Annotated in this window: 16 protein-coding genes; 10 read left to right on the top strand and 6 right to left on the bottom strand. The window is 43.8% G+C overall.

Going from position 1 to position 20716, the window contains the following annotated elements:
• Positions 1-78: 78 nt before the first annotated feature.
• On the top strand, positions 79-4284 hold the full coding sequence (gene rpoC, locus D5018_RS12060) for a DNA-directed RNA polymerase subunit beta' (RefSeq protein ID WP_121839261.1): 4206 nt from the start codon (positions 79-81) through the stop codon (positions 4282-4284).
• A 57-nt stretch (positions 4285-4341) separates the two neighbouring features.
• Here rpoC and D5018_RS12055 read toward each other — a convergent pair whose 3' ends face one another.
• Positions 4342-4905: a hypothetical protein gene (locus tag D5018_RS12055; protein WP_121839260.1), complete on the bottom strand. Its 564-nt coding sequence runs from the start codon at positions 4903-4905 to the stop codon at positions 4342-4344.
• Between the two features lie 221 nt (positions 4906-5126).
• On the opposite strand from D5018_RS12055, the gene rpsL reads away from it, so the two are divergent.
• The 4 genes from rpsL to tuf all read left to right on the top strand — a co-directional run bounded on the left by rpsL (position 5127) and on the right by tuf (position 9573).
• Positions 5127-5501, top strand: a complete 375-nt coding sequence (gene rpsL, locus D5018_RS12050; protein WP_121839259.1) for a 30S ribosomal protein S12 — start codon at positions 5127-5129, stop codon at positions 5499-5501.
• A gap of 81 nt (positions 5502-5582) precedes the next feature.
• Positions 5583-6053 carry a 30S ribosomal protein S7 gene (rpsG, locus tag D5018_RS12045; protein ID WP_121839258.1) on the top strand — a complete coding sequence of 157 codons (471 nt, stop codon included), beginning with the start codon at positions 5583-5585 and terminating at the stop codon, positions 6051-6053.
• A 154-nt stretch (positions 6054-6207) separates the two neighbouring features.
• Positions 6208-8304 carry an elongation factor G gene (fusA, locus tag D5018_RS12040; protein ID WP_121839257.1) on the top strand — a complete coding sequence of 699 codons (2097 nt, stop codon included), beginning with the start codon at positions 6208-6210 and terminating at the stop codon, positions 8302-8304.
• 84 nt (positions 8305-8388) lie between these two features.
• Positions 8389-9573 carry an elongation factor Tu gene (tuf, locus tag D5018_RS12035; RefSeq protein WP_121839256.1) on the top strand — a complete coding sequence of 395 codons (1185 nt, stop codon included), beginning with the start codon at positions 8389-8391 and terminating at the stop codon, positions 9571-9573.
• A 146-nt stretch (positions 9574-9719) separates the two neighbouring features.
• Here tuf and D5018_RS12030 read toward each other — a convergent pair whose 3' ends face one another.
• Positions 9720-10979, bottom strand: a complete 1260-nt coding sequence (locus D5018_RS12030; protein ID WP_121839255.1) for an ankyrin repeat domain-containing protein — start codon at positions 10977-10979, stop codon at positions 9720-9722.
• Positions 10980-11005: 26 nt separating this feature from the next.
• Positions 11006-13057: an ankyrin repeat domain-containing protein gene (locus D5018_RS12025; protein ID WP_165905055.1), complete on the bottom strand. Its 2052-nt coding sequence runs from the start codon at positions 13055-13057 to the stop codon at positions 11006-11008.
• Between the two features lie 268 nt (positions 13058-13325).
• Between D5018_RS12025 and D5018_RS12020 the strand changes: the two genes are divergently transcribed.
• Positions 13326-13514 (top strand): hypothetical protein, encoded by a 189-nt coding sequence (locus D5018_RS12020; protein ID WP_121839253.1) that lies wholly within the window; start codon positions 13326-13328, stop codon positions 13512-13514.
• Positions 13515-13601: 87 nt separating this feature from the next.
• On the opposite strand, the gene D5018_RS12015 is transcribed toward D5018_RS12020, so the two are convergent.
• A complete protein-coding gene (locus tag D5018_RS12015) occupies positions 13602-15110 on the bottom strand; it encodes a leucyl aminopeptidase (RefSeq protein WP_121839252.1) in 1509 nt (502 codons plus the stop codon).
• Positions 15111-15354: 244 nt separating this feature from the next.
• On the bottom strand, positions 15355-16413 hold the full coding sequence (locus D5018_RS12010; RefSeq protein ID WP_121839251.1) for a hypothetical protein: 1059 nt from the start codon (positions 16411-16413) through the stop codon (positions 15355-15357).
• Between the two features lie 143 nt (positions 16414-16556).
• On the opposite strand from D5018_RS12010, the gene D5018_RS12005 reads away from it, so the two are divergent.
• The gene (locus tag D5018_RS12005) at positions 16557-17234 is read left to right on the top strand and encodes an SDR family NAD(P)-dependent oxidoreductase (protein ID WP_121839250.1); all 678 of its coding nucleotides are present in this window, start codon (positions 16557-16559) and stop codon (positions 17232-17234) included.
• Here D5018_RS12005 and D5018_RS12000 read toward each other — a convergent pair.
• A complete protein-coding gene (locus D5018_RS12000) occupies positions 17231-18097 on the bottom strand; it encodes a LysR family transcriptional regulator (RefSeq protein ID WP_165905054.1) in 867 nt (288 codons plus the stop codon). The genes D5018_RS12005 and D5018_RS12000 overlap by 4 nt on opposite strands.
• Before the next feature lie 117 nt (positions 18098-18214).
• Between D5018_RS12000 and D5018_RS11995 the strand changes: the two genes are divergently transcribed.
• From D5018_RS11995 to istA, 3 genes are all read left to right on the top strand, one after another.
• The gene (locus tag D5018_RS11995; RefSeq protein WP_121839248.1) at positions 18215-18769 is read left to right on the top strand and encodes a cytochrome b; all 555 of its coding nucleotides are present in this window, start codon (positions 18215-18217) and stop codon (positions 18767-18769) included.
• Between the two features lie 9 nt (positions 18770-18778).
• Positions 18779-19021 carry a YceI family protein gene (locus tag D5018_RS11990; RefSeq protein WP_416351541.1) on the top strand — a complete coding sequence of 81 codons (243 nt, stop codon included), beginning with the start codon at positions 18779-18781 and terminating at the stop codon, positions 19019-19021.
• 159 nt (positions 19022-19180) lie between these two features.
• Positions 19181-20716 (top strand): IS21 family transposase (gene istA / locus D5018_RS11985; RefSeq protein ID WP_121839289.1); only part of this gene is annotated, 1536 nt, incomplete at its 3' end.

Here is a 20716-nt window from a genome sequence, read left to right as displayed (position 1 = left end):
TGGCCCAGCCGTCGTTTGGCTGAATGAATGGTGTCCTGCTGTGCAGGGCACCCGGTTTAACTCCTTCAGGAGAGAAACGTGAAAGATTTATTAAAGTTTCTGAAACAACAGAACAAGACCGAAGAATTTGAAGGCATCAAAATTGGTCTGGCTTCGCCAGATTTGATCCGTTCTTGGTCATTTGGTGAAGTTAAAAAGCCAGAAACCATTAACTACCGTACCTTCAAGCCAGAGCGTGAAGGTTTATTCTGTGCTCGTATTTTCGGCCCAGTAAAAGACTACGAATGTTTGTGTGGTAAGTACAAGCGTTTGAAGCACCGTGGTGTAATTTGTGAAAAGTGTGGCGTTGAAGTAACCCAGACTAAAGTACGTCGTGAGCGTATGGGTCACATTGAACTGGCAAGCCCAGTTGCCCACATTTGGTTCTTGAAGTCACTGCCATCTCGTATCGGTTTGATGCTGGATATGACGCTACGTGACATCGAGCGTGTACTGTACTTCGAATCATACGTTGTGACTGAAGGCGGCATGACTAGCCTTGAGCGCGGTCAAATGCTGACTGAAGAAGCGTATCTTGATGCGCTAGAAGAGTACGGTGATGAATTTGAAGCGAAAATGGGTGCAGAAGCAGTCCTTGATCTGCTACGCGCTATTGACGTTGAAAAAGACATTGAAGAAATGCGTGAAGAGTTGCCATCTATCAACTCTGAAACTCGCCGTAAGAAGATCACCAAGCGTCTTAAACTACTTGAAGCCTTCTTTACTTCTGGTAACAAGCCAGAGTGGATGATCTTAAAAGTACTGCCGGTTCTTCCACCTGATCTACGTCCTCTAGTACCACTGGATGGCGGTCGTTTTGCGACTTCAGATCTGAACGACCTATACCGTCGTGTGATCAACCGTAACAACCGTTTGAAGCGTCTTTTAGACCTAGCTGCTCCAGACATCATCGTACGTAACGAAAAACGTATGCTGCAAGAGTCTGTGGATGCGCTACTGGATAATGGTCGTCGTGGTCGTGCTATCACAGGTTCGAACAAGCGTCCTCTGAAATCTTTGGCTGATATGATCAAAGGTAAGCAAGGTCGTTTCCGTCAAAACCTACTTGGTAAGCGTGTTGACTACTCAGGTCGTTCGGTAATTACCGTTGGTCCTACTCTACGTCTGCACCAATGTGGCCTTCCGAAGAAGATGGCACTTGAGCTATTCAAGCCATTCATCTACGGCAAGCTAGAAGGTCGTGGTCTAGCCACAACCATTAAAGCGGCGAAGAAGATGGTAGAGCGTGAAATGGGTGAAGTTTGGGACGTTCTAGACGAAGTCATTCGTGAACACCCAGTGCTACTTAACCGTGCACCAACACTTCACAGATTGGGTATCCAAGCGTTCGAACCAGTACTAATCGAAGGTAAAGCAATTCAACTGCACCCATTGGTGTGTGCGGCGTATAACGCTGACTTCGATGGTGACCAAATGGCGGTTCACGTACCATTAACGCTAGAAGCGCAGCTTGAAGCGCGTGCGTTGATGATGTCAACCAACAACATTTTGTCACCTGCAAACGGTGAACCTGTTATCACTCCATCACAAGACGTGGTATTGGGTCTGTACTACACCAGCCGTGAGAAAATCAACGGTAAAGGTGAAGGTATGGCCTTCATGTCGACTGATGAAGTAGAAAAAGCTTACGCGACTAAGTCTGTTGAACTGCACTCTCGTATTAAAGTGCGTATCACAGAAGTTGAGTTCGATGACGCGGGTGATGAAGTAGAGACTACACGTATCGTTGATACCACTGTAGGTCGTGCGCTTCTGTCACAAATTTTACCGAAAGGTCTGTCATTCGATTTAGTAAACCAAAACATGGGTAAGAAGCAAATTTCTAAGCTTCTGAACACCTGTTACCGTAAGCTTGGTCTTAAAGACTCAGTTATCTTCGCTGACCAACTCATGTACGCTGGTTTCCGCTTTGCGACCTTGTCTGGTGCCTCTGTAGGTATCGACGACATGGTTATCCCAGATGAAAAGTACACGCTTGTTGCTGATGCTGAAGCTGAAGTACGCGAAATCCAAGAGCAGTTCCAATCTGGTCTGGTAACCGCGGGTGAGCGTTACAACAAAGTGATCGATATTTGGGCTTCGGCCAACGAAAAAGTATCGAAAGCGATGATGGAGAACCTCTCTACTGAAACCGTTATTAACCGTGACGGTGAAGAAGAGAAGCAAGCGTCATTCAACAGCATCTATATGATGGCCGACTCAGGCGCTCGTGGTAGTGCGGCTCAAATCCGTCAGCTAGCGGGTATGCGTGGTCTGATGGCGAAACCGGATGGTTCTATCATCGAAACGCCGATTGTGGCGAACTTCCGTGAAGGTCTAAACGTACTTCAGTACTTCATCTCAACCCACGGTGCGCGTAAGGGTCTAGCCGATACCGCATTGAAGACAGCAAACTCGGGTTACCTAACTCGTCGTCTAGTAGACGTTGCTCAAGACTTGGTTGTGATCGAAGAAGATTGTGGTACTCACGAAGGTCTAGTAATGAAGCCGCTGATTGAAGGTGGTGACGTTGTTGAGCCGTTACGTGAGCGTGTACTAGGTCGTGTAGTAGCACAAGATGTATTCTACCCAGGTACTGAAAATGTACTTGCACCTCGCAATACTCTGCTTGATGAAGCATGGTGTGACAAGTTAGAACAAGAATCTGTTGATGAAGTTATCGTTCGTTCTGTAATTAGCTGTGATACCGACTTTGGTGTATGTGCTAACTGTTACGGTCGTGATTTGGCTCGTGGTCATATCATCAACCAAGGTGAGTCAATTGGTGTTGTTGCAGCTCAATCAATTGGTGAGCCAGGAACGCAGCTTACGATGCGTACCTTCCACATCGGTGGTGCGGCATCTCGAGCGTCTGCAGAGAACAACGTTCAAGTTAAGAACGCGGGTACTCTGAAGCTTCATAACGCTAAATACGTTACTAGCAGCGAAGGTAAGTTGGTAATTGTATCTCGTTCATCTGAGCTTGCGATCATCGATGAGATGGGTCGTGAGAAAGAGCGTTACAAGGTTCCTTACGGTACTGTTCTTGAAGCGCAAGAAGATGCGGCAATCGATGCTGGTCAAATCATCGCAAACTGGGATCCACATACTCACCCAATCATTTCTGAGGTGGCGGGTAAGATCAAGTTTGTTGACATGATTGAAGGCGTGACCATGAACCGTCAAACTGACGAGTTAACCGGTCTATCTTCTATCCAAATCATCGATGCAGCAGAACGTACTTCTGCGGGTAAAGAGTTACGTCCAATGGTTCGCCTAGTGGATGCTAACGGTAACGACTTGATGATCCCAGGTACTGACGTTGTCGCTCAATACTTCCTACCAGGTAAAGCACTAGTTAACTTGGAAGATAACGATGATGTGAACGTTGGTGATGCATTAGCACGTATTCCACAAGAGTCGTCGAAGACTCGCGATATTACCGGTGGTCTACCACGCGTTGCTGACTTGTTCGAAGCGCGTAAGCCTAAAGAGCCTGCAATTCTTGCAGAGATCTCAGGTACCATCGCCTTTGGTAAAGAAACCAAAGGTAAGCGTCGTCTACAAATCACTCCTACCGAGGGTGGCGACACTTACGAAGAGATGATCCCTAAGTGGCGTAACCTGAACGTGTTCGAAGGTGAAAAAGTTCAGAAGGGTGAAGTGATTGCCGATGGTCCAGAAGCGGCACACGACATTCTGCGTCTACGTGGTATCCACCATGTTGCGAACTACATCGTCAACGAAGTTCAAGACGTATACCGTCTGCAAGGTGTGAAAATCAACGACAAGCACATCGAGGTGATCATTCGCCAGATGCTGCGTAAGTGTACTATCACATCAGCGGGTGACTCTGAGTTCCTACCTGGTGAGCAAGCGGAAGTATCTCGCGTTAAGATTGCTAACCGTGAACTTGAAGCACAAGGTAAAGCTCCTGCAACGTTTGAACGTGACCTATTAGGTATCACTAAAGCGTCGCTTGCAACTGAATCGTTCATCTCAGCGGCATCGTTCCAAGAAACGACCCGTGTATTGACCGAAGCAGCGGTAGGCGGTAAGTCTGATACCCTACGTGGTCTGAAAGAGAACGTGATTGTGGGTCGTTTGATCCCAGCGGGTACCGGTTATGCGTATCATCAGAACCGTAACCAAGCGACTACCGAAGAAGAAACAGAAGTAGCACCAATCTCTGCCAGCGAAGCTGAGCAGAACTTGGCTGATCTTCTGAATCTTGCTGGTTCGTAATATCGGTCATTAATATTACGTTGATTTTAAGGCGCCAATTGGCGTCTTTTTTGCTTTTTAGTTAAAGAAACTTTTCATTGCTGGATTAAACATGATTTGTTCAAGTTGATATGCATAAAAACCAGCAAATGGAGTAAAAATCATATTGGAAGCCGTTTTGACTTTAAGGTTATCGAATAAATAGGTTGTAAGCTTACTGGCTGCGTAAGGTAGAACGGATTTTAACGCATTGACACCTATGCAAGTTGGCTCATAAGGAGGAAGTTTACCCGGCATAAAAGCCGTGAGTGGGCTCATTTGATTTAGTACTTCAGGATCGATATTAAGCACACCTGTTTCAACGGCTAAACATGTTTGCCCAGTAACAACAGCGGTAAGGAATGGAGCCCCAATGTTTACCCCATGTTTAAAAAACTGGAAAATACTGGAATCTGCAAGCTCTGGGTGCTGCTTTTGAACGTAATACAAGGTAGCGGCAGTTGCAGCTCCAACGGTAAAACCTATTGGGCCAGCAACCATAGCTCCGGAAAATGCCGGTGCTAGTGCTTCATTGAACACTTCGGCTGAAACTGTGATCCAAGATTGTTGTGTTGATACAGAATTAGCAGTTTGAGCTGTCATAAAATCCCACGCATTGATTGATGAGTAATAGGTCACTCTAATCGCAGCCAGAGAAGATAATGAGTTAATTATTTTTCACTTTATTGGAAAAATAATGAGAAAAAGTGGCTAATTCTTGACAGTTAGGCATTTGCTTTCTAAAATTCCGCGTCCCACCCTTGTGGGATATAGATTTTTCACACCTTATGTTGGGGAAACTCAACAGAAATTGGAGCTATTACATGGCAACTGTTAACCAGTTGGTACGTAAGCCTCGTAAGCCTAAAGTTGTTAAAACTAATGTGCCTGCGTTGGAAGCGTGCCCACAAAAGCGTGGTGTTTGTACTCGTGTTTACACTACTACACCTAAAAAACCTAACTCTGCTCTACGTAAAGTAGCGCGTGTGCGTCTAACCAACGGTTTTGAAGTTACTTCATACATCGGCGGTGAAGGCCACAACCTTCAAGAGCACAGTGTTATCTTGATCCGTGGCGGTCGTGTTAAAGATTTGCCAGGTGTGCGTTATCACACCGTTCGTGGCGCATTAGACTGTGCAGGTGTAACTGCTCGTCGCCAAGGCCGTTCTAAGTACGGTGCTAAGCGTCCTAAGTCTTAACTTTCCGTTAAGTTAGTAAGGCCAAACTAAACAATTGTTATTCCAGTTTTGGAAACAACCTGAAGCATACGGAGAATAGTTATGCCAAGACGTCGCGTTGTAGGACAACGTAAAATCCTACCAGACCCAAAATTTAAAAGTGAGTTGTTGGCTAAGTTCATCAACGTACTAATGCAAGACGGTAAAAAGTCTGTTGCAGAAAAAATCATTTACAAGGCGCTAGATGTTGTTGCTGATAAGAAAGGCGAAGAACACCTAGTTATCCTTGAAACTGCTCTGGAAAATGTTCGCCCAGCGGTAGAGGTTAAATCTCGCCGTGTTGGTGGTTCAACATACCAGGTTCCATGTGAAGTGCGTCCAGTTCGTCGTAATGCGTTAGCAATGCGTTGGTTGGTTGAAGCTGCACGTAAGCGTGGTGAAAAATCTATGGCTTTACGTCTAGCAGGTGAAATGCTAGATGCATCTGAAAACAAAGGTACTGCTGTTAAGAAGCGCGAAGACGTGCATCGTATGGCAGAAGCGAACAAAGCGTTTGCTCATTACCGCTGGTAATGGCTTTGAGTGTGAGCCTTCGGGCTCACATCGGTTTGGCATGGCAACATGCCAATTCGCAATGATGTTAAATATGAAAAAACAGTTACACTGTCTGATTAGCGTCATTTCGAATTGGTATAATACCAAATAGTCTAAAAGAGAGGATTTTTTCGTGGCTCGTAACACTCCTATTGAGCGCTATCGTAACATCGGTATCTGCGCTCACGTAGATGCGGGTAAGACCACTACCACAGAGCGTGTCTTGTTTTATACAGGCTTGTCCCACAAAATCGGTGAAGTGCACGACGGTGCTGCAACCATGGACTGGATGGAACAAGAACAAGAACGTGGTATCACTATCACTTCTGCCGCTACCACCACTTTCTGGCGTGGTATGGACGGTCAATTCACTGAGCATCGCATCAATATCATTGATACTCCCGGACACGTTGACTTCACTATTGAAGTAGAACGCTCTCTGCGCGTGCTAGATGGCGCTGTGGTTGTCTTTTGTGGATCGTCAGGGGTAGAGCCTCAATCTGAAACAGTTTGGCGTCAGGCGGACAAATACGGCGTGCCACGTATGGTGTTTGTTAACAAGATGGATAGAGCTGGTGCTGACTTTGACCGCGTGGTGGATCAAATCCGTAATCGTTTGGGTGCAAACTGTGTTCCTATCCAGTTGAATATCGGCGCAGAAGACGAGTTCAAAGGTGTTATCGATCTAATTAAGATGAAAGCCATCAACTGGAACGAAGCCGACCAAGGCACGACCTTCACTTACGAAGAAATCCCGGCTGATCTGCAAGATAAAGCTGAAGAAATGCGTGAGTATTTGGTTGAGTCTGCGGCTGAAGCCAATGAAGAATTGATGGATAAGTACCTTGAAGAAGGCGACTTAACCGAAGAGGAAATCAAGACGGCATTGCGTCAACGCACCATCAACAACGAAATCGTACTGGCTACCTGTGGTAGTGCCTTTAAAAACAAAGGTGTTCAAGCAGTATTGGATGCGGTTATTGACTTCCTTCCTGCCCCGATTGATGTCCCTGCCATTAAGGGTATTGACGACCGTGACCGTGAAGTTGAGCGTCACTCTGACGACAAAGAGCCATTCTCTGCATTAGCCTTTAAAATTGCGACTGACCCATTTGTGGGCACGTTAACCTTTATGCGTGTGTACTCTGGTGTGCTGGAAACGGGCGCTATGGTGTACAACTCAGTTAAAGAGAAGAAAGAGCGTATCGGACGTATCGTGCAGATGCACGCCAATGATCGCCAAGAACTGAAAGAAGTTCGCGCCGGTGACATTGCTGCCGCCATTGGTCTAAAAGAAGTGACCACGGGTGACACGCTGTGTGATCATCAACACAAAGTGATTCTTGAGCGTATGGAGTTCCCAGATCCAGTTATCACCATTGCGGTTGAGCCACGCTCGAAAGCCGACCAAGAGAAAATGGCGATTGCACTACAAAAGCTGGCGGCTGAAGATCCATCATTCCGCGTAGAGACCGACCAAGAGTCTGGTCAAACCTTGATTTCAGGTATGGGTGAATTGCACCTTGATATCATCGTTGATCGTATGCGTCGTGAATTTAAAGTAGAATGTAACGTTGGTAAGCCGCAAGTGGCGTACCGCGAAACCATTAAGAACGCCGTTGAAGTCGAAGGTAAGTTCGTTCGTCAATCCGGTGGTCGTGGTCAGTTTGGTCACGTATGGTTGAAAATTGAGCCTCAAGAGCAAGGCTCAGGTTATGAATTCGTCAACGAAATTGTGGGTGGTGTGGTTCCTCGCGAATACATTCCTGCCGTTGATAAAGGTATCCAAGAGCAGATGAAGAGCGGTGTATTAGCCGGCTTCCCTGTGTTGGACGTGAAGGTCACTTTGTACGATGGGTCATACCATGATGTAGACTCCAACGAAATGGCTTTCAAGATTGCTGGTTCCATGGGCTTCAAAAAAGGTGCGCTTGAAGCGTCGCCTGTGTTGCTCGAACCATGCATGAAGGTAGAAGTAACTACCCCAGAAGAGTACATGGGTGATGTTGTCGGTGACTTAAACCGTCGCCGCGGCTTAATCGAAGGTATGGATGACGGCGTGGCCGGCATCAAGATTGTTCGCTCCGTAGTGCCTCTATCTGAAATGTTTGGTTATGCGACCGACTTGCGTTCCGCTACTCAAGGTCGTGCTTCTTACTCTATGGAGTTCTTGAAGTACACTGAAGCGCCGCAAAACATTGCAAAAGCGATGATGGAAGCTCGAGGCTAAGCTTTCGAGTTCCAACACATTTATCTTAAGACTTAAGCCGTCCTATCGTAAGTGGTAGGACTCCTGAAAGAAAAGGAATATAAAGTGGCTAAAGAAAAATTTGAACGTAGCAAACCGCACGTTAACGTTGGTACTATCGGTCACGTTGACCACGGTAAAACTACTCTAACCGCAGCGATCTCACACGTTTTAACTAAAAAGTTTGGTGGTGACGTTAAAGACTTCGCACAAATCGATAACGCTCCAGAAGAGCGTGAGCGCGGTATTACCATTAATACTTCTCACATCGAGTATGACACTGAAACTCGTCACTACGCACACGTAGACTGCCCAGGTCACGCGGATTATGTTAAAAACATGATCACTGGTGCTGCACAGATGGACGGCGCAATCCTAGTTGTTGCTTCTACTGACGGCCCAATGCCACAAACTCGTGAGCACATCCTACTATCTCGTCAGGTAGGTGTACCTTTCATCATCGTATTCATGAACAAGTGTGACATGGTTGATGATGAAGAGCTTCTAGAGCTAGTAGAAATGGAAGTACGTGAACTTCTATCTGAATACGAATTCCCAGGTGATGACCTACCAGTTATCCAAGGTTCTGCACTAGGCGCACTAAATGGTGAAGCACAGTGGGAAGAGAAAATTCTTGAGCTAGCGAACGCTCTAGACACTTACATCCCAGAGCCAGAGCGTGCAATCGACGGTGCGTTCATTCTACCAATCGAAGACGTATTCTCAATCCAAGGCCGTGGTACAGTAGTAACTGGTCGTGTTGAGCGCGGTATCATCAAAGTTGGTGACGAAGTAGAAATCGTAGGTATCAAAGACACTACAGTTACTACTTGTACTGGTGTTGAAATGTTCCGTAAGCTGCTTGACGAAGGTCGTGCAGGTGAGAACTGTGGTATCCTATTACGTGGTACTAAGCGTGACGAAGTTGAGCGTGGTCAAGTACTAGCACAGCCTGGTTCTATCACTCCACACACAACTTTCGAGTCAGAAGTATACGTACTATCGAAAGAAGAAGGTGGACGTCACACTCCATTCTTCAAAGGCTACCGTCCACAGTTCTACTTCCGTACAACTGACGTAACTGGTACTATCGAGCTACCAGAAGGCGTAGAAATGGTAATGCCAGGTGACAACATCAAGATGGTTGTTACTCTAATCTGCCCAATTGCGATGGACGAAGGTCTACGCTTCGCAATCCGTGAAGGTGGTCGTACAGTTGGTGCTGGTGTTGTAGCTAAAATCGTTGAGTAATATCGACATTTAGTTAAACACTGAAAAAAGCAGCTTAGGCTGCTTTTTTTGTATCTGTTACTTTGACATATAAATGACGACCAGCTTCACGAGAATAGAGTACGCATTAAGGTTTTGATTCTTGTGTGATAGTGAGAATTAAGCGATTACCAGTTGTATTGGTTATCAGCAAATATCAAGGTCGCAGCATAGATAGACAGTGTCGCTTCTTTTACACTTGCTAACGATTTTGGTATCAAACTGCCCTTTTCTACCGCATAGTGCCATGCGACAATGTCCAAAACGCTATCATCATCAACCGTTTGCTCAATTAGTTTCCCTATAAATATTGAAATATTTTCTCTTGGTTGGTGTAAAAGCGCATATTGCCACGGGGTAAAGCCCAGATTATCTTGTATCTTAAGTCGTTCACCTTGAGCAAATAGCAATTCAATTCCTTCTTTCGGCATTTGCTTACTCAGTGCAGCATAATGTAGTGGTGTTTTTCCTGTGCTGTCTTCCTCGTTAGGCGTGATGGTAAACAAATGTGATAAAGCATCTACTAGGTTAGATGAGTCTTTTTTCACGTGGCATGTGTGTATTGTCTTATGTTTCTTGTTCGCTGATGAATCTCTTCTTTGCATAAGCGAAGATTCGTGCTGAGTTAAATGATGGCGTTGGTATTCATCAACTTGAATTCGTGCGCTGAGGAGCATGGCTGGAAAATGCCTTCTGGTGTATTCGCGAGATATGCTAGGTTCAACCTTTGGTGTTAATGATGCCAAGGGTGCAGCTGATGGTCGATAGTGTGCGGGTGTATTCGATTTTGGGGTGATTTCTTTTGACGACTTTTCATCTGTGTTTTTATGGGAAGTTCTTCTCGATTTATGAGGTTGCAACTTTGTCGGATTAGGTAGGTTAGCTTGTGGATAGACTGTATCAAGCTGCTCCTCTGAGGATGGTACTTGATCAACATCCATCTGTATTCTCAAAGCATCAAAAACACTGGTGTGTTTGCGAGGGTCTGCTACTAATTCTATCTGAGTGACATCTGTTACTTTTTCAAATCCCTCTTGTTCTATGGCTTCTTTAAATTCAGCTGAGGTAAGCTTTATTTTGGTTTTGTATATTTTTGGCTTAGGCAAAACTACTGCTAATGGAGGCTCAACTTTCCTTGTTTTAATGCTGTCATCACTCTGCGGTTGGGCTTTATAAGAGTTTTGAGCGGCTAAAATTTGCGCTTGAGGACTAGCCCAATAGGATTGTTCTCCAATTAAGTTCTGCTCATGAAAGCTGGCAAACTGTGAGATTGTCTCAGCCTCTTTGACAGCCAGTTCTTCGAAATGTTGTTTAAAGCCGTCACCGTAAAATGTGAAATATTGGTAATGGGTTTCACTTCTAGAGGTCATTGCATAGCGAGAAGCCATTTACTTAGTCACTGTTTTTGGTGTCCTTATTCAGGAGCTGGAAATAAGTACGACACTTCATCTCGTAAATCACCTCGTAAGTACTCTGTAGCGTTATACTCCACTAACCAGGCCGTCAATCGTACTTTTTGTGAATGGTTTGCAAAGTCTTTAGTTGTAAGAGAATTAACCATTATTTGTGCAGCACTACGGTTTCCATTTAATAAAGCCATATGAATTGGGGATAGTTGGTTGTTGTCTTTACACATTACTTCAGCACCATTATCAACAAGTAACTTGACCATATCGTCAGAAGTGCAGGAGGTTACGGCATAATGGAGTGGTGTACGACCAAATACATCAGGTCTATCGAGATTTCCATTGTGCTGTTTTAATAGCTCGAATACACAAGCGTTATTATTTTGTGCTGCGACATGCAATGGAGAAATACCCTCACTGTCTACGGCACTCGCATCTGCTCCGTGAGACAGTAACGCTTCCAACAAGGCTTTTGAATGCTTATGTGGATGGCAAGCCGTATGAATAGCAAGTTGAGCATTTTTGCTTGGTAAGGAAACCGGATACCCTTGCTCTAAGAGATCTTGAACTCTCTGAACTTCTCTGATGTTAATGAATTCAAGATACTGTTTTAATTGAGACTTAGTTAGGCTGGCGTCGAGTTCGTGGTCTTTGTGTTTAGTTGAGCAGAAGCTTTTAGCTTCAGTGAGCGCTCTTTGATACACACTCTTGAGGTGTTTGTTTGCGCCGATTACAGGAGTGACTTTACTTTGGAGTGCCTTTAGAGAGTCTGGTATGGATATGTTTCGCTTTGTTACTTTGAGCCAAGCAAGAAGTTTGACTTTTTCTTCAGTGGGTACACTGTCTTTAGAGGCGATGTTATCAACCAGATAACCAATGATTTGTTTTGAAGCTTTAGATTGAACTAAACATAATTGCCATGGTGCCAGTCCTTGTAAATTTTGGATGGTAGGATTGGCTCCACAACGAAGTAACTCAAGAAGAATATTTTCTGGGATTGCATTGGCATTGAGACATAAGTAATGTAAAGGTGTGTATCCATTTTTATCTTGGCAATTAGGGTTTACTCTTTCGGTTTTGAGTAAGTGCATTAACATCGCTTGCTGATGTAGCGAGTATTGAGTCGCTTGTCCGACTGCCTCAGTAATGCAATGTAAAGGCGTTTTCCAGTTTGGAGCAAGGGGTAAGTTGACACAGGCACCTTGGCGAATTAGCGTTTTTAATTTGGTAAAGTCACCTTTTTTTACTGTATCGTGAATATTTTCCGATTGAGGTGTATCAGAACGAAGCTGGCTTTTTACTTTGATGTTTTGTTGTTCTTGTTGAAAGACATCTTTCATTCTTTGTGTTGTATATGATCCAGAACTTGGTCTGCTGCTTACGGTACTACTTGTCGCAGAATTCGAGCCAAAGCCAGAATCTCGTTTAGTAAATTGATCTGACTGAGAACGAGTCATACCTCTGTAGCCTTGACTGATAGGATTAGGTGGTAAAGCCGCTGACTGTGGCCTTTGTCGACTTTCTGGTTTTACAAAGAGCAAAGCTAATGGGTGCTCTGTACTGGCAAATTGTTCTGGCTTGCTTCTTCTTCGTGCTTCAACTTCGGCCTGATGTTCCTTAGATACTTCTCTCATACCCATTGCACTCTTTGGCCTTAATGGAGCAACTAAGCTATTTTTTCCCTCATCTTCAGAGATTGAAGCAGAGGAAGAGCTCGCAGCTTGACTAGAGGGCGTCTTCTCATCATCTGAATTGTCTGATGAACTTGTTGAAACACAAGAAGACGTTGATGTCAGTGTACCTGAAGCAGACATTGAGGTTGTCGAGGACACATTTGTCGATGGCTGTTCTAAAAATACACATATAGGGGACTTAGTGTCAGACCCAGCTGATGTATTTTGTTGTAAGTGATAACCCAGTGGTTTTCTTTGGTGACGTTGAACTAGCAATGGTTGTGGGAGAGAATCATCACTGTCAGAATCAAATTCTAATAATTGATTTTGAATTAATTGAAACTGATGTGGTGTTGGGGTATCAAGCCTATCGCTTTTAACTGCCATTTTATCTCCCGACTGTGATTGGTATTTCGCTCTTAATATCCACACTGACTCGTTGAATGTACAGATTGACTTATAAAACATTAGGTTAACACTCTACTTTCCCCTAGCGACTAAAGCACATTAATTATATTTAATCCTCACGACTGCTGGCATAAAGTAGAAATGGACAAGGAATAGAGGGCTCTGAATTGGTATAGTTGCAGACAAACTAATTGGTTTGTAAATCTATTGGGATCTGTTTGGTGTTTTAAGTTCAAATTGGAGAAGTATGATGTTTTGGAAGATCATAGGTGTTTTGTTGTTGGGTTGGGCTGGCTGGGATTTGTACCATGGTTATACCTATCTCTATAGTATTGTATACCGCGATCAAGAGCCTACACTATATTGGAGCGGGGTAACGGTTTGGATTTTATTGGGGATCAGTTGCTTTTTCTCTTGGGATTCAAAATCAGAGTAATCCCATTAAGAATAACTAAGGGCTGTAGTAATAAAAGAGCGCCGCAGCGCTCTCAAGTTGTATAAATTGTGAATTCAAGATGCAATATTACTTGTTTTCCAAAATCCATTCCGTAAGTAATCTTACTCCAAAGCCAGTGCCACCTTTTGGTACTTCACCTTTTGATGAACTGGCTAAGGCATTACCTGCGATATCAATATGAGCCCACTTTGTGTCACCTGCAAATTGCTGCAAAAAGGTTGCTGCGGTGGTTGCACCTGGGCCGCTTGAGCCCGTGTTACGTAAATCAGCAATGCCACTCTTAAGCGCACTCTTATACCCTAACGGTAAGCGCCATAGATTTTCGTTGACTTCTTTACCTGCCATGGTGAGTTGTTTTACTAAGTTGTCGTCCTCAGAAAATACAGCCGCATATTCATTGCCAACAGCACGAACTTTAGAGCCTGTTAGTGTTGCTACATCAATCAAAATTCTTGGATTGAATTTCTCACGGGCATACCACATCGCATCGGTTAGTACTAGACGGCCTTCGGCATCGGTGTTAGTGATCTCAACGGTTAAGCCTTGCGCTGTGGTCAGTACGTCACCCGGGGCTACAGAGTTTTCAGAAACCATATTAGCGGCCATACCCATAACGGCAACAACATTCACTTTTTCTTTACCCATGGCTAGCGCTTTGACAGTACCTAATGCGGCAGCCGCGCCTGCCATATCCGACTTCATGTGTACGATAGAGCTATGGGTTTTGATATTATAACCGCCAGAATCAAAGGTAATACCTTTACCGGCAATGGCAATCGGTGCTTCATCACTGTTTTTATAGTGAGCAACCACTAAGCGAGCACCTTCACTGCTGCCTCGGCCAACCGCCTCAAGCGCGCCCATTCCCAATTTTTTCAGTTGCTTAGGGTTAAATACTGTGATTTTTACGCCGTATTTTTTAAGCTCTTTAGCAGCTTTTGCAAAATCAACAGGCGTCATTTCTGTAGGTGTTTCGCTGGTTAAATCACGGGCTAAAAATACGCCACTTTCTATGTAGCTTAATGGCTTGTATGCCTTGCGAGTGGCCTTTGCGTTATCCACATCGAAATAGAAAGATTTTTCATGGCGCTTTTCTTTAAAGTAGTTTTCAAAGCGGTAAGCACGAAGATTAATACCATGGGCAATGAGTGCCGCCGTTTCAGCGTTATTGGCTAAGTCATCAGCGGCAACAGTAACGGTTTTGATTTGTGATTTTTCAAGTTTGGCAGATAAATTACCGCCTAGCTTTGTGGCCGTGCTTTTTGATAACGCTTTATTACCCGTACCAATAACGACAATACGTTGATAATCGATATTGTTGGGAGCCAAAACCTCTATGGTATTGCTGTATTTTCCTTTAAAGTCAGCCGCTTTGATCGCTTTTGTCAATTGACCATTGCTTTGCTTGTCAAAGTTTTTGAAGCTTGTATTAGCGCCATTTTCACCATAAAACAGTACCAAGGTATCGGTATCTTGCTTAACGTGAGAATCAAACGTGATGGATTCAGCGAAAGTGAGTGTTGATGCTGTGACTAGCGACAAACCTAGGGCAAGTTTTGAAAGCTTAGCAATCATAAGTCATTACCTTTGTAATCGTAATTATTGGGTGCGAAAGGTAATCATTATAATGGAGTTCTTTTCAACGCAAAAGAATGATGCATGTAGAGTTTTAGTAACGAAATGTGAATAAGGTCGTGATTGTTATAGTTCAGGCTAGATTAACTTTTGTTGTTGATACCAAATAATGATGTACTATTTGTTCTCATAGCTTTAACGCTAAATTGTTACAACTCCTGACCAGCACTATTGCTATGACTTGTTATTTCAGAGACGATGTTTCCATTTTGAGGCGATTCTGCAGTAACTGTCCGTTCAAGCTTAATTGCAGTGACCTATTTTCGGACTGCCGTTTATAATTGAGATGTGACATCAGTGCACGATGATTGATGCTTTGTTCGATAAAGTCACTTTCAGCTTCGGCTTGCCTATCTTCATTGCCTTCATGTTCTTGTGTAACCAATGAATAGCAAGCATTACCCATTTGACATAAACTTTGCTCTACCTCGTTCAAATCCTCTGCGGCAATTTCACCATTCACGACAGATAATGCGGTTGCAAATAACACCCCGTTGAATTTATCAATACCATTACCTGACCATTGCGATACGGCATCATAGATCATTTTTGCTGGAGTCTGAGTGTCCTTTAAAAATTGTAATAGCGGAGACAGCTCTTTGGCATGGCGAATGTAGGCAATACAGAGCGGTAGGGCATCATCGGTGCCAAGATTATCAAAACCTTTATTGGTATCAATTTGATGATCTCCATGAGCAGCCAGTTGTTCATTCACCCTTATAGGGTTATTGGTAAAATAATTCATCAACGTTTGTTGCAGGTAAATGAAAAAAGGTGAACCGTCCTTAGTCGTTATGCTCCTAAGTTGATGTTGCAATTCGGACTCATAGACAGTAATACCATCAATCGTCAATTTCAACGTCATTTGAGGTGTAGTTTCTGCTTGAAACTTATCCGTATTATCGGGAGTAGCCATTTGTTTCATTCGCATGAAACGCTCATAGGCCGTAACTTCAATTGTTGGTTTATCAGGGTGTTCCTCTACTTGATGATTGCTATCGTCTATAGCAATAGCCATTTGATCATCATGTGTAAGTAATTGGTAGAGGTTTTCTAAGGCTTCGGCTTTGTGAAGGCGGAAAATAAATGAAACAAACCTATCGAACAGCCCCATGTGAACAGCTTGAGCATGGTTGCCTGTGAGTAACCTTTCAACCCTTGATTGATTTAAGCCTATTTTGCTCAAGTATTTGTATTGTTTGAGCAAAGTGGGGAGCTGTTCTGACGTTATGATAGCTGGCATAGATACAGTAAAAACGTTCAATTTTTAATTAACTATAAAGCATATAAAATATTTTAGGCTTTTGTGAAACAAGCTTAATGTTACGTTGAAGTTAGGATGCCGTTTTCTTTTATAATGACACCGCTTTTAAGGAAACGAGAATCATGACATATATTATTACAGGTGCCGCTGGTGGCTTAGGTCAAGCGTTAGCAAAGTGTTTATCAAAGCAAGGTGAACGCTTGTTGTTGGTTGGACGAAATGAGGAAAAATTAAAGACTTTACTGGCCGAGCTGAACGACGCCAACCATAAGTTGTTTGTTGCCGATCTGACTAAGGCTTCTGATGTTCAAGCCCTGAAAGAATATGTCGTCGAAAACTGGGGTGTTCCTGATGGTTTGATTAACTGCGCAGGGCATGGCGTTTTTGGTCGCTTACCTAATATAAATGAATCTGATATCGCTGCTTCTTTAGAAACAAACTTGCTTTCAGTTATTTACCCATGTCGAGCGTTTGTGGAAATAATGCAAGTTAAGGGAGGTGTCATTGCCAATGTCATGTCTACTGCTGCACAAAAAGGTAAGGCTAATGAAACAGTGTATTGTGCTGCAAAGTGGGGCGTACGAGGTTTTACCGAAGCACTACGTGAAGAAGTGAAATCCACCAAAGTGCGAGTAATTGGAGTTTATCCAGCGGGAATGAACACGGGTTTTTGGCAGCAAACCAGCGTCGACTATCCCTTAGAGTCATTTATGACGGCTGAGCAAGTTGCCGAGCTTATCGTTCCGGCACTAGAAAGTTGCGCACAAGGCTATGTGTCAGATATTGTACTCAGTCGTTAAATTAGATTTTTCAACAAGTGCTCATATAAGGCTTCGACTTTGTTACTGTTGCGTAAATCTCGATGGTAAACAAACCACAGGTGATCAATTTGATTTGGAACTTGGAATGGGGTTTCAATCAAATGTGGCAGTTCGTCGGCGACTTCTTTTCCCATTACGCCTATCCCCATCCCTTCTGAAATAGCATGGGCCATATCAGAAAAGTGATTGGATTGATAAACCTCTCGTTCCAGAGGAATATGGGGCAGAATGGTTTTAAAAATAACAATATTGCGCTTAAAGCCAGTGGGGGTCACCCAATCAAAACGATGTAAGTCATCAATGGTTTTTGGCAATCCTTTGCTGGCAATGCTTTCATGGGCATAGATTTTCAGCTCCATTGCTCTGATGGGTTTTACAATCACATCACTGTTTTTCGGTTTACTTCCTGGGCGAATGGCGACATGCACGGTCCCGTTTTCAAGAGGAATGACCTCGTCAGTGGCGTGCATGGTTACCCTAAGCCGAGGATGAGCTTTGCGTAATGATTTTATGGTTGAGTGTAAACGCATGGCATAAGTGGGCACTGTGGTGATCACAATATTGCCACTCAGTTCGTTCGAAGCATTGTGGAGCTGATTCTCTAAGCGCTTAAAATGATGTTGAATGTGGGGAAATTCTTTTAAAAATACCTGCCCAGCTTCAGTCAGTTGATATCCTCGCTGGTGGCGAAAAAACAATTTTGTTCCCAAGGTTTCTTCTAAGCGGTCAATATGGCGAAGTACGGTGCTATGAGCAAGCCTCAAATGTTTCGCAGCTTGGCTTAAACTGCCTGATTCAGCTACCGCAAATGCACTTTTGTAATCATCCCATGACACATCCATAAAAGTTCCCAGCTTTCTCTGTCGATTTATGCACAATAGTTTTTCATATTTGTCGATTTTCGGCCAGAAAAATCTTCTGTAATCTAGCATTCACTTTTTGATGTTTGAATAAGAAATATGCAGCTAAAAAACTCACAACAACGATATGGACTTGTCGCCAGTTTATTACATTGGGTCATGGCATTAGCCGTATTCGGTTTGTTTGGTCTTGGCTTGTATATGGTTGAGCTTACGTATTACGACCCTTGGTACCGAGGTTCATTGGAACTTCATAAGGCCTTAGGGATCGTGTTGATGCTAACACTTGGATTCAGACTGCTTTGGCGTTGGTTTAACCCTCGTCCACAAGACTTAGCGACCAATAGCGCGCTGGTAAATAAGACCGCACACATAGCGCATTTACTGCTGTATGTCGGGTTACTGGCTTTGATGATTTCAGGCTACCTGATCTCAACCGCTGATGGGCGCAGCATCGATGTATTTGGAGTATTTGAAGTGGCGGCACTGCCTGCCATGCACGATCAGCAAGAAGATATCGCGGGTAATATCCACTGGGAATTAGCTTGGGGATTAATTTCTTTGGTTGCCCTTCATGTACTAGCGGCATTCAAACATCATTTGATTAATAAAGACGACACTCTAAGGCGCATGTTGCCATTTAAACAAGACTAAGGAACTAAGATGAAAAAGACAGTATTAATGGCAGCCTTGTTTGCTGCGATGACGGGAAGCGTAAACGCGGCCGATTACAAAGTGGACATTGAAGGCGCACATGCGTTTGTTAACTTCAAAATTAAACACTTAGGTTACAGCTGGTTATACGGCCGCTTTAATACCTTTGATGGCAAATTCAACTGGGATGCATATTCCAGCCAAAGTGGATCAGTAATTCCGGCTCAAGTGGATCACCTATTCCAGTTATAAATGGATCACTGATTCCAGTCTAACCTGGATCACTTTTGCCAATATTCCGGAATCGGTGATCCACATGCCGGAATGAGTGATCCACATAAACCATAATTCACCTAACGTATTGTTTCTTAAAGATTACCATTTCTATTTTTTTTGTAATGAGAAATGGTGATGCCAGCAAAGAGAATAACAATGCGAAATTTAAAAGAGATTATCCGCTTAGGGATTGGAGCAAAGCTCAGTCTTAGACAAATTCACACTAGTACCAAAGTGAGTGTCGGTACTGTGCAACGAACCCTAGCCAAAGCAAGACAGCTCAACCTGAGCTGGCCTTTGTCACCAGAACTTACTGACTCACAACTTGAAGCCATGATTTTCCCTAGTGAAAAACAAAGTGGTTCTACGCTTTTGCACTTACCGAACTGGAACGAAGTTCACCTTGAACTTAAGAAAAAAGGCATTACCAAACAACTTCTATGGGAGGAGTACAAACAACAATATCCAAATAATAGCTTTGGCTACTCTCAATTCTGTGACAGATACCGAAGCTGGCAACAGAAACAGCAACGTTCAATGAGGCAAGTTCACAAGGCCGGAGAAAAGCTATTTGTTGACTATGCAGGGCAAACGATCCCAATCGTCTGCGGCTCAACTGGAGAAGTCAGAACGGCACAAATCTTCGTTGCTGTGCTTGGCGCTTCCAATTACACCTATGTTGAAGCTACGTATACGCAATCATTACCAGACTGGCTAGAAAGCCATGTTAGAGCCTTTGAGTTCTTTGGTGGCGTGCCCAAAATAGTGATCCCCGATAATCTTAAATCCGGTGTCAGTAAAGCTTGTCGTTACGATCCTGATCTCAATCCTTCTTATCAACAATTGGCTGCGCACTATGATGTCGCTGTCATCCCTGCTAGACCTTACAAACCCAAAGACAAATCAAAAGCTGAAGTTGGTGTGCAAATCATCGAGCGCTGGATATTAGCCAAACTCAGGCACCAAACCTTCTTCTCACTTGGGGAGCTTAATCAGTGCATTAAAGCCTTACTGAAAGAAGTGAACCTCAAACCTTTTAAGCAGTTAGATGGGAACAGATTGAGCTTATTTGAAAGTTTAGATAAACCCGCATTAGCACCTCTGCCCAAATTGCCTTATCACTTTGTTGACATCAAATCCGCTAAAGTTGGTATCGATTATCACATCAAGTATGACCGTCATAATTACTCTGTTCCTCATCACCTCGTTGGTGAAAAAGTTGAACTACACGTTACTGACAAGCAGCTAGGCGTTTACTTCCGAGGTAAAGCCATTTGCCACCATATCCGTAAGCATCGACCAGGAGCAACCACAGAACCTCACCATATGCCGAAGCGTCATGAGAAACACCATCAATGGAATCCAGGGCGTTTCTTAAACTGGGCAAGTAGTATCGGCCCTGAGGTCACAAAATGGATAAAGCATCAACTGGATAGCCGAACACACCCTGAGCAAGCCTATAACTTGTGTCTAGGGGTACTAAAGTTATCAAAAATTTACTCAAATGAGCGCCTGAACAATGCTTGCGCTATCGCCAATCAACACAAGCTTGATCGTTATCGACACATCAGTGACATCCTCAAAAGTAACCAAGACAAGCTAGTGAATAGCAAGCAACAACGCTTTGATTTACCTCAACACCACGAAAACATTCGTGGCTCAGATGCCTTC

It is taken from the genome of Parashewanella curva, from assembly GCF_003675895.1.
Classification (GTDB): domain Bacteria; phylum Pseudomonadota; class Gammaproteobacteria; order Enterobacterales; family Shewanellaceae; genus Parashewanella; species Parashewanella curva.
The sequence above is the reverse complement of the archived record's forward strand: the minus strand, read 5'-3'. Positions and strand labels throughout refer to the sequence as shown.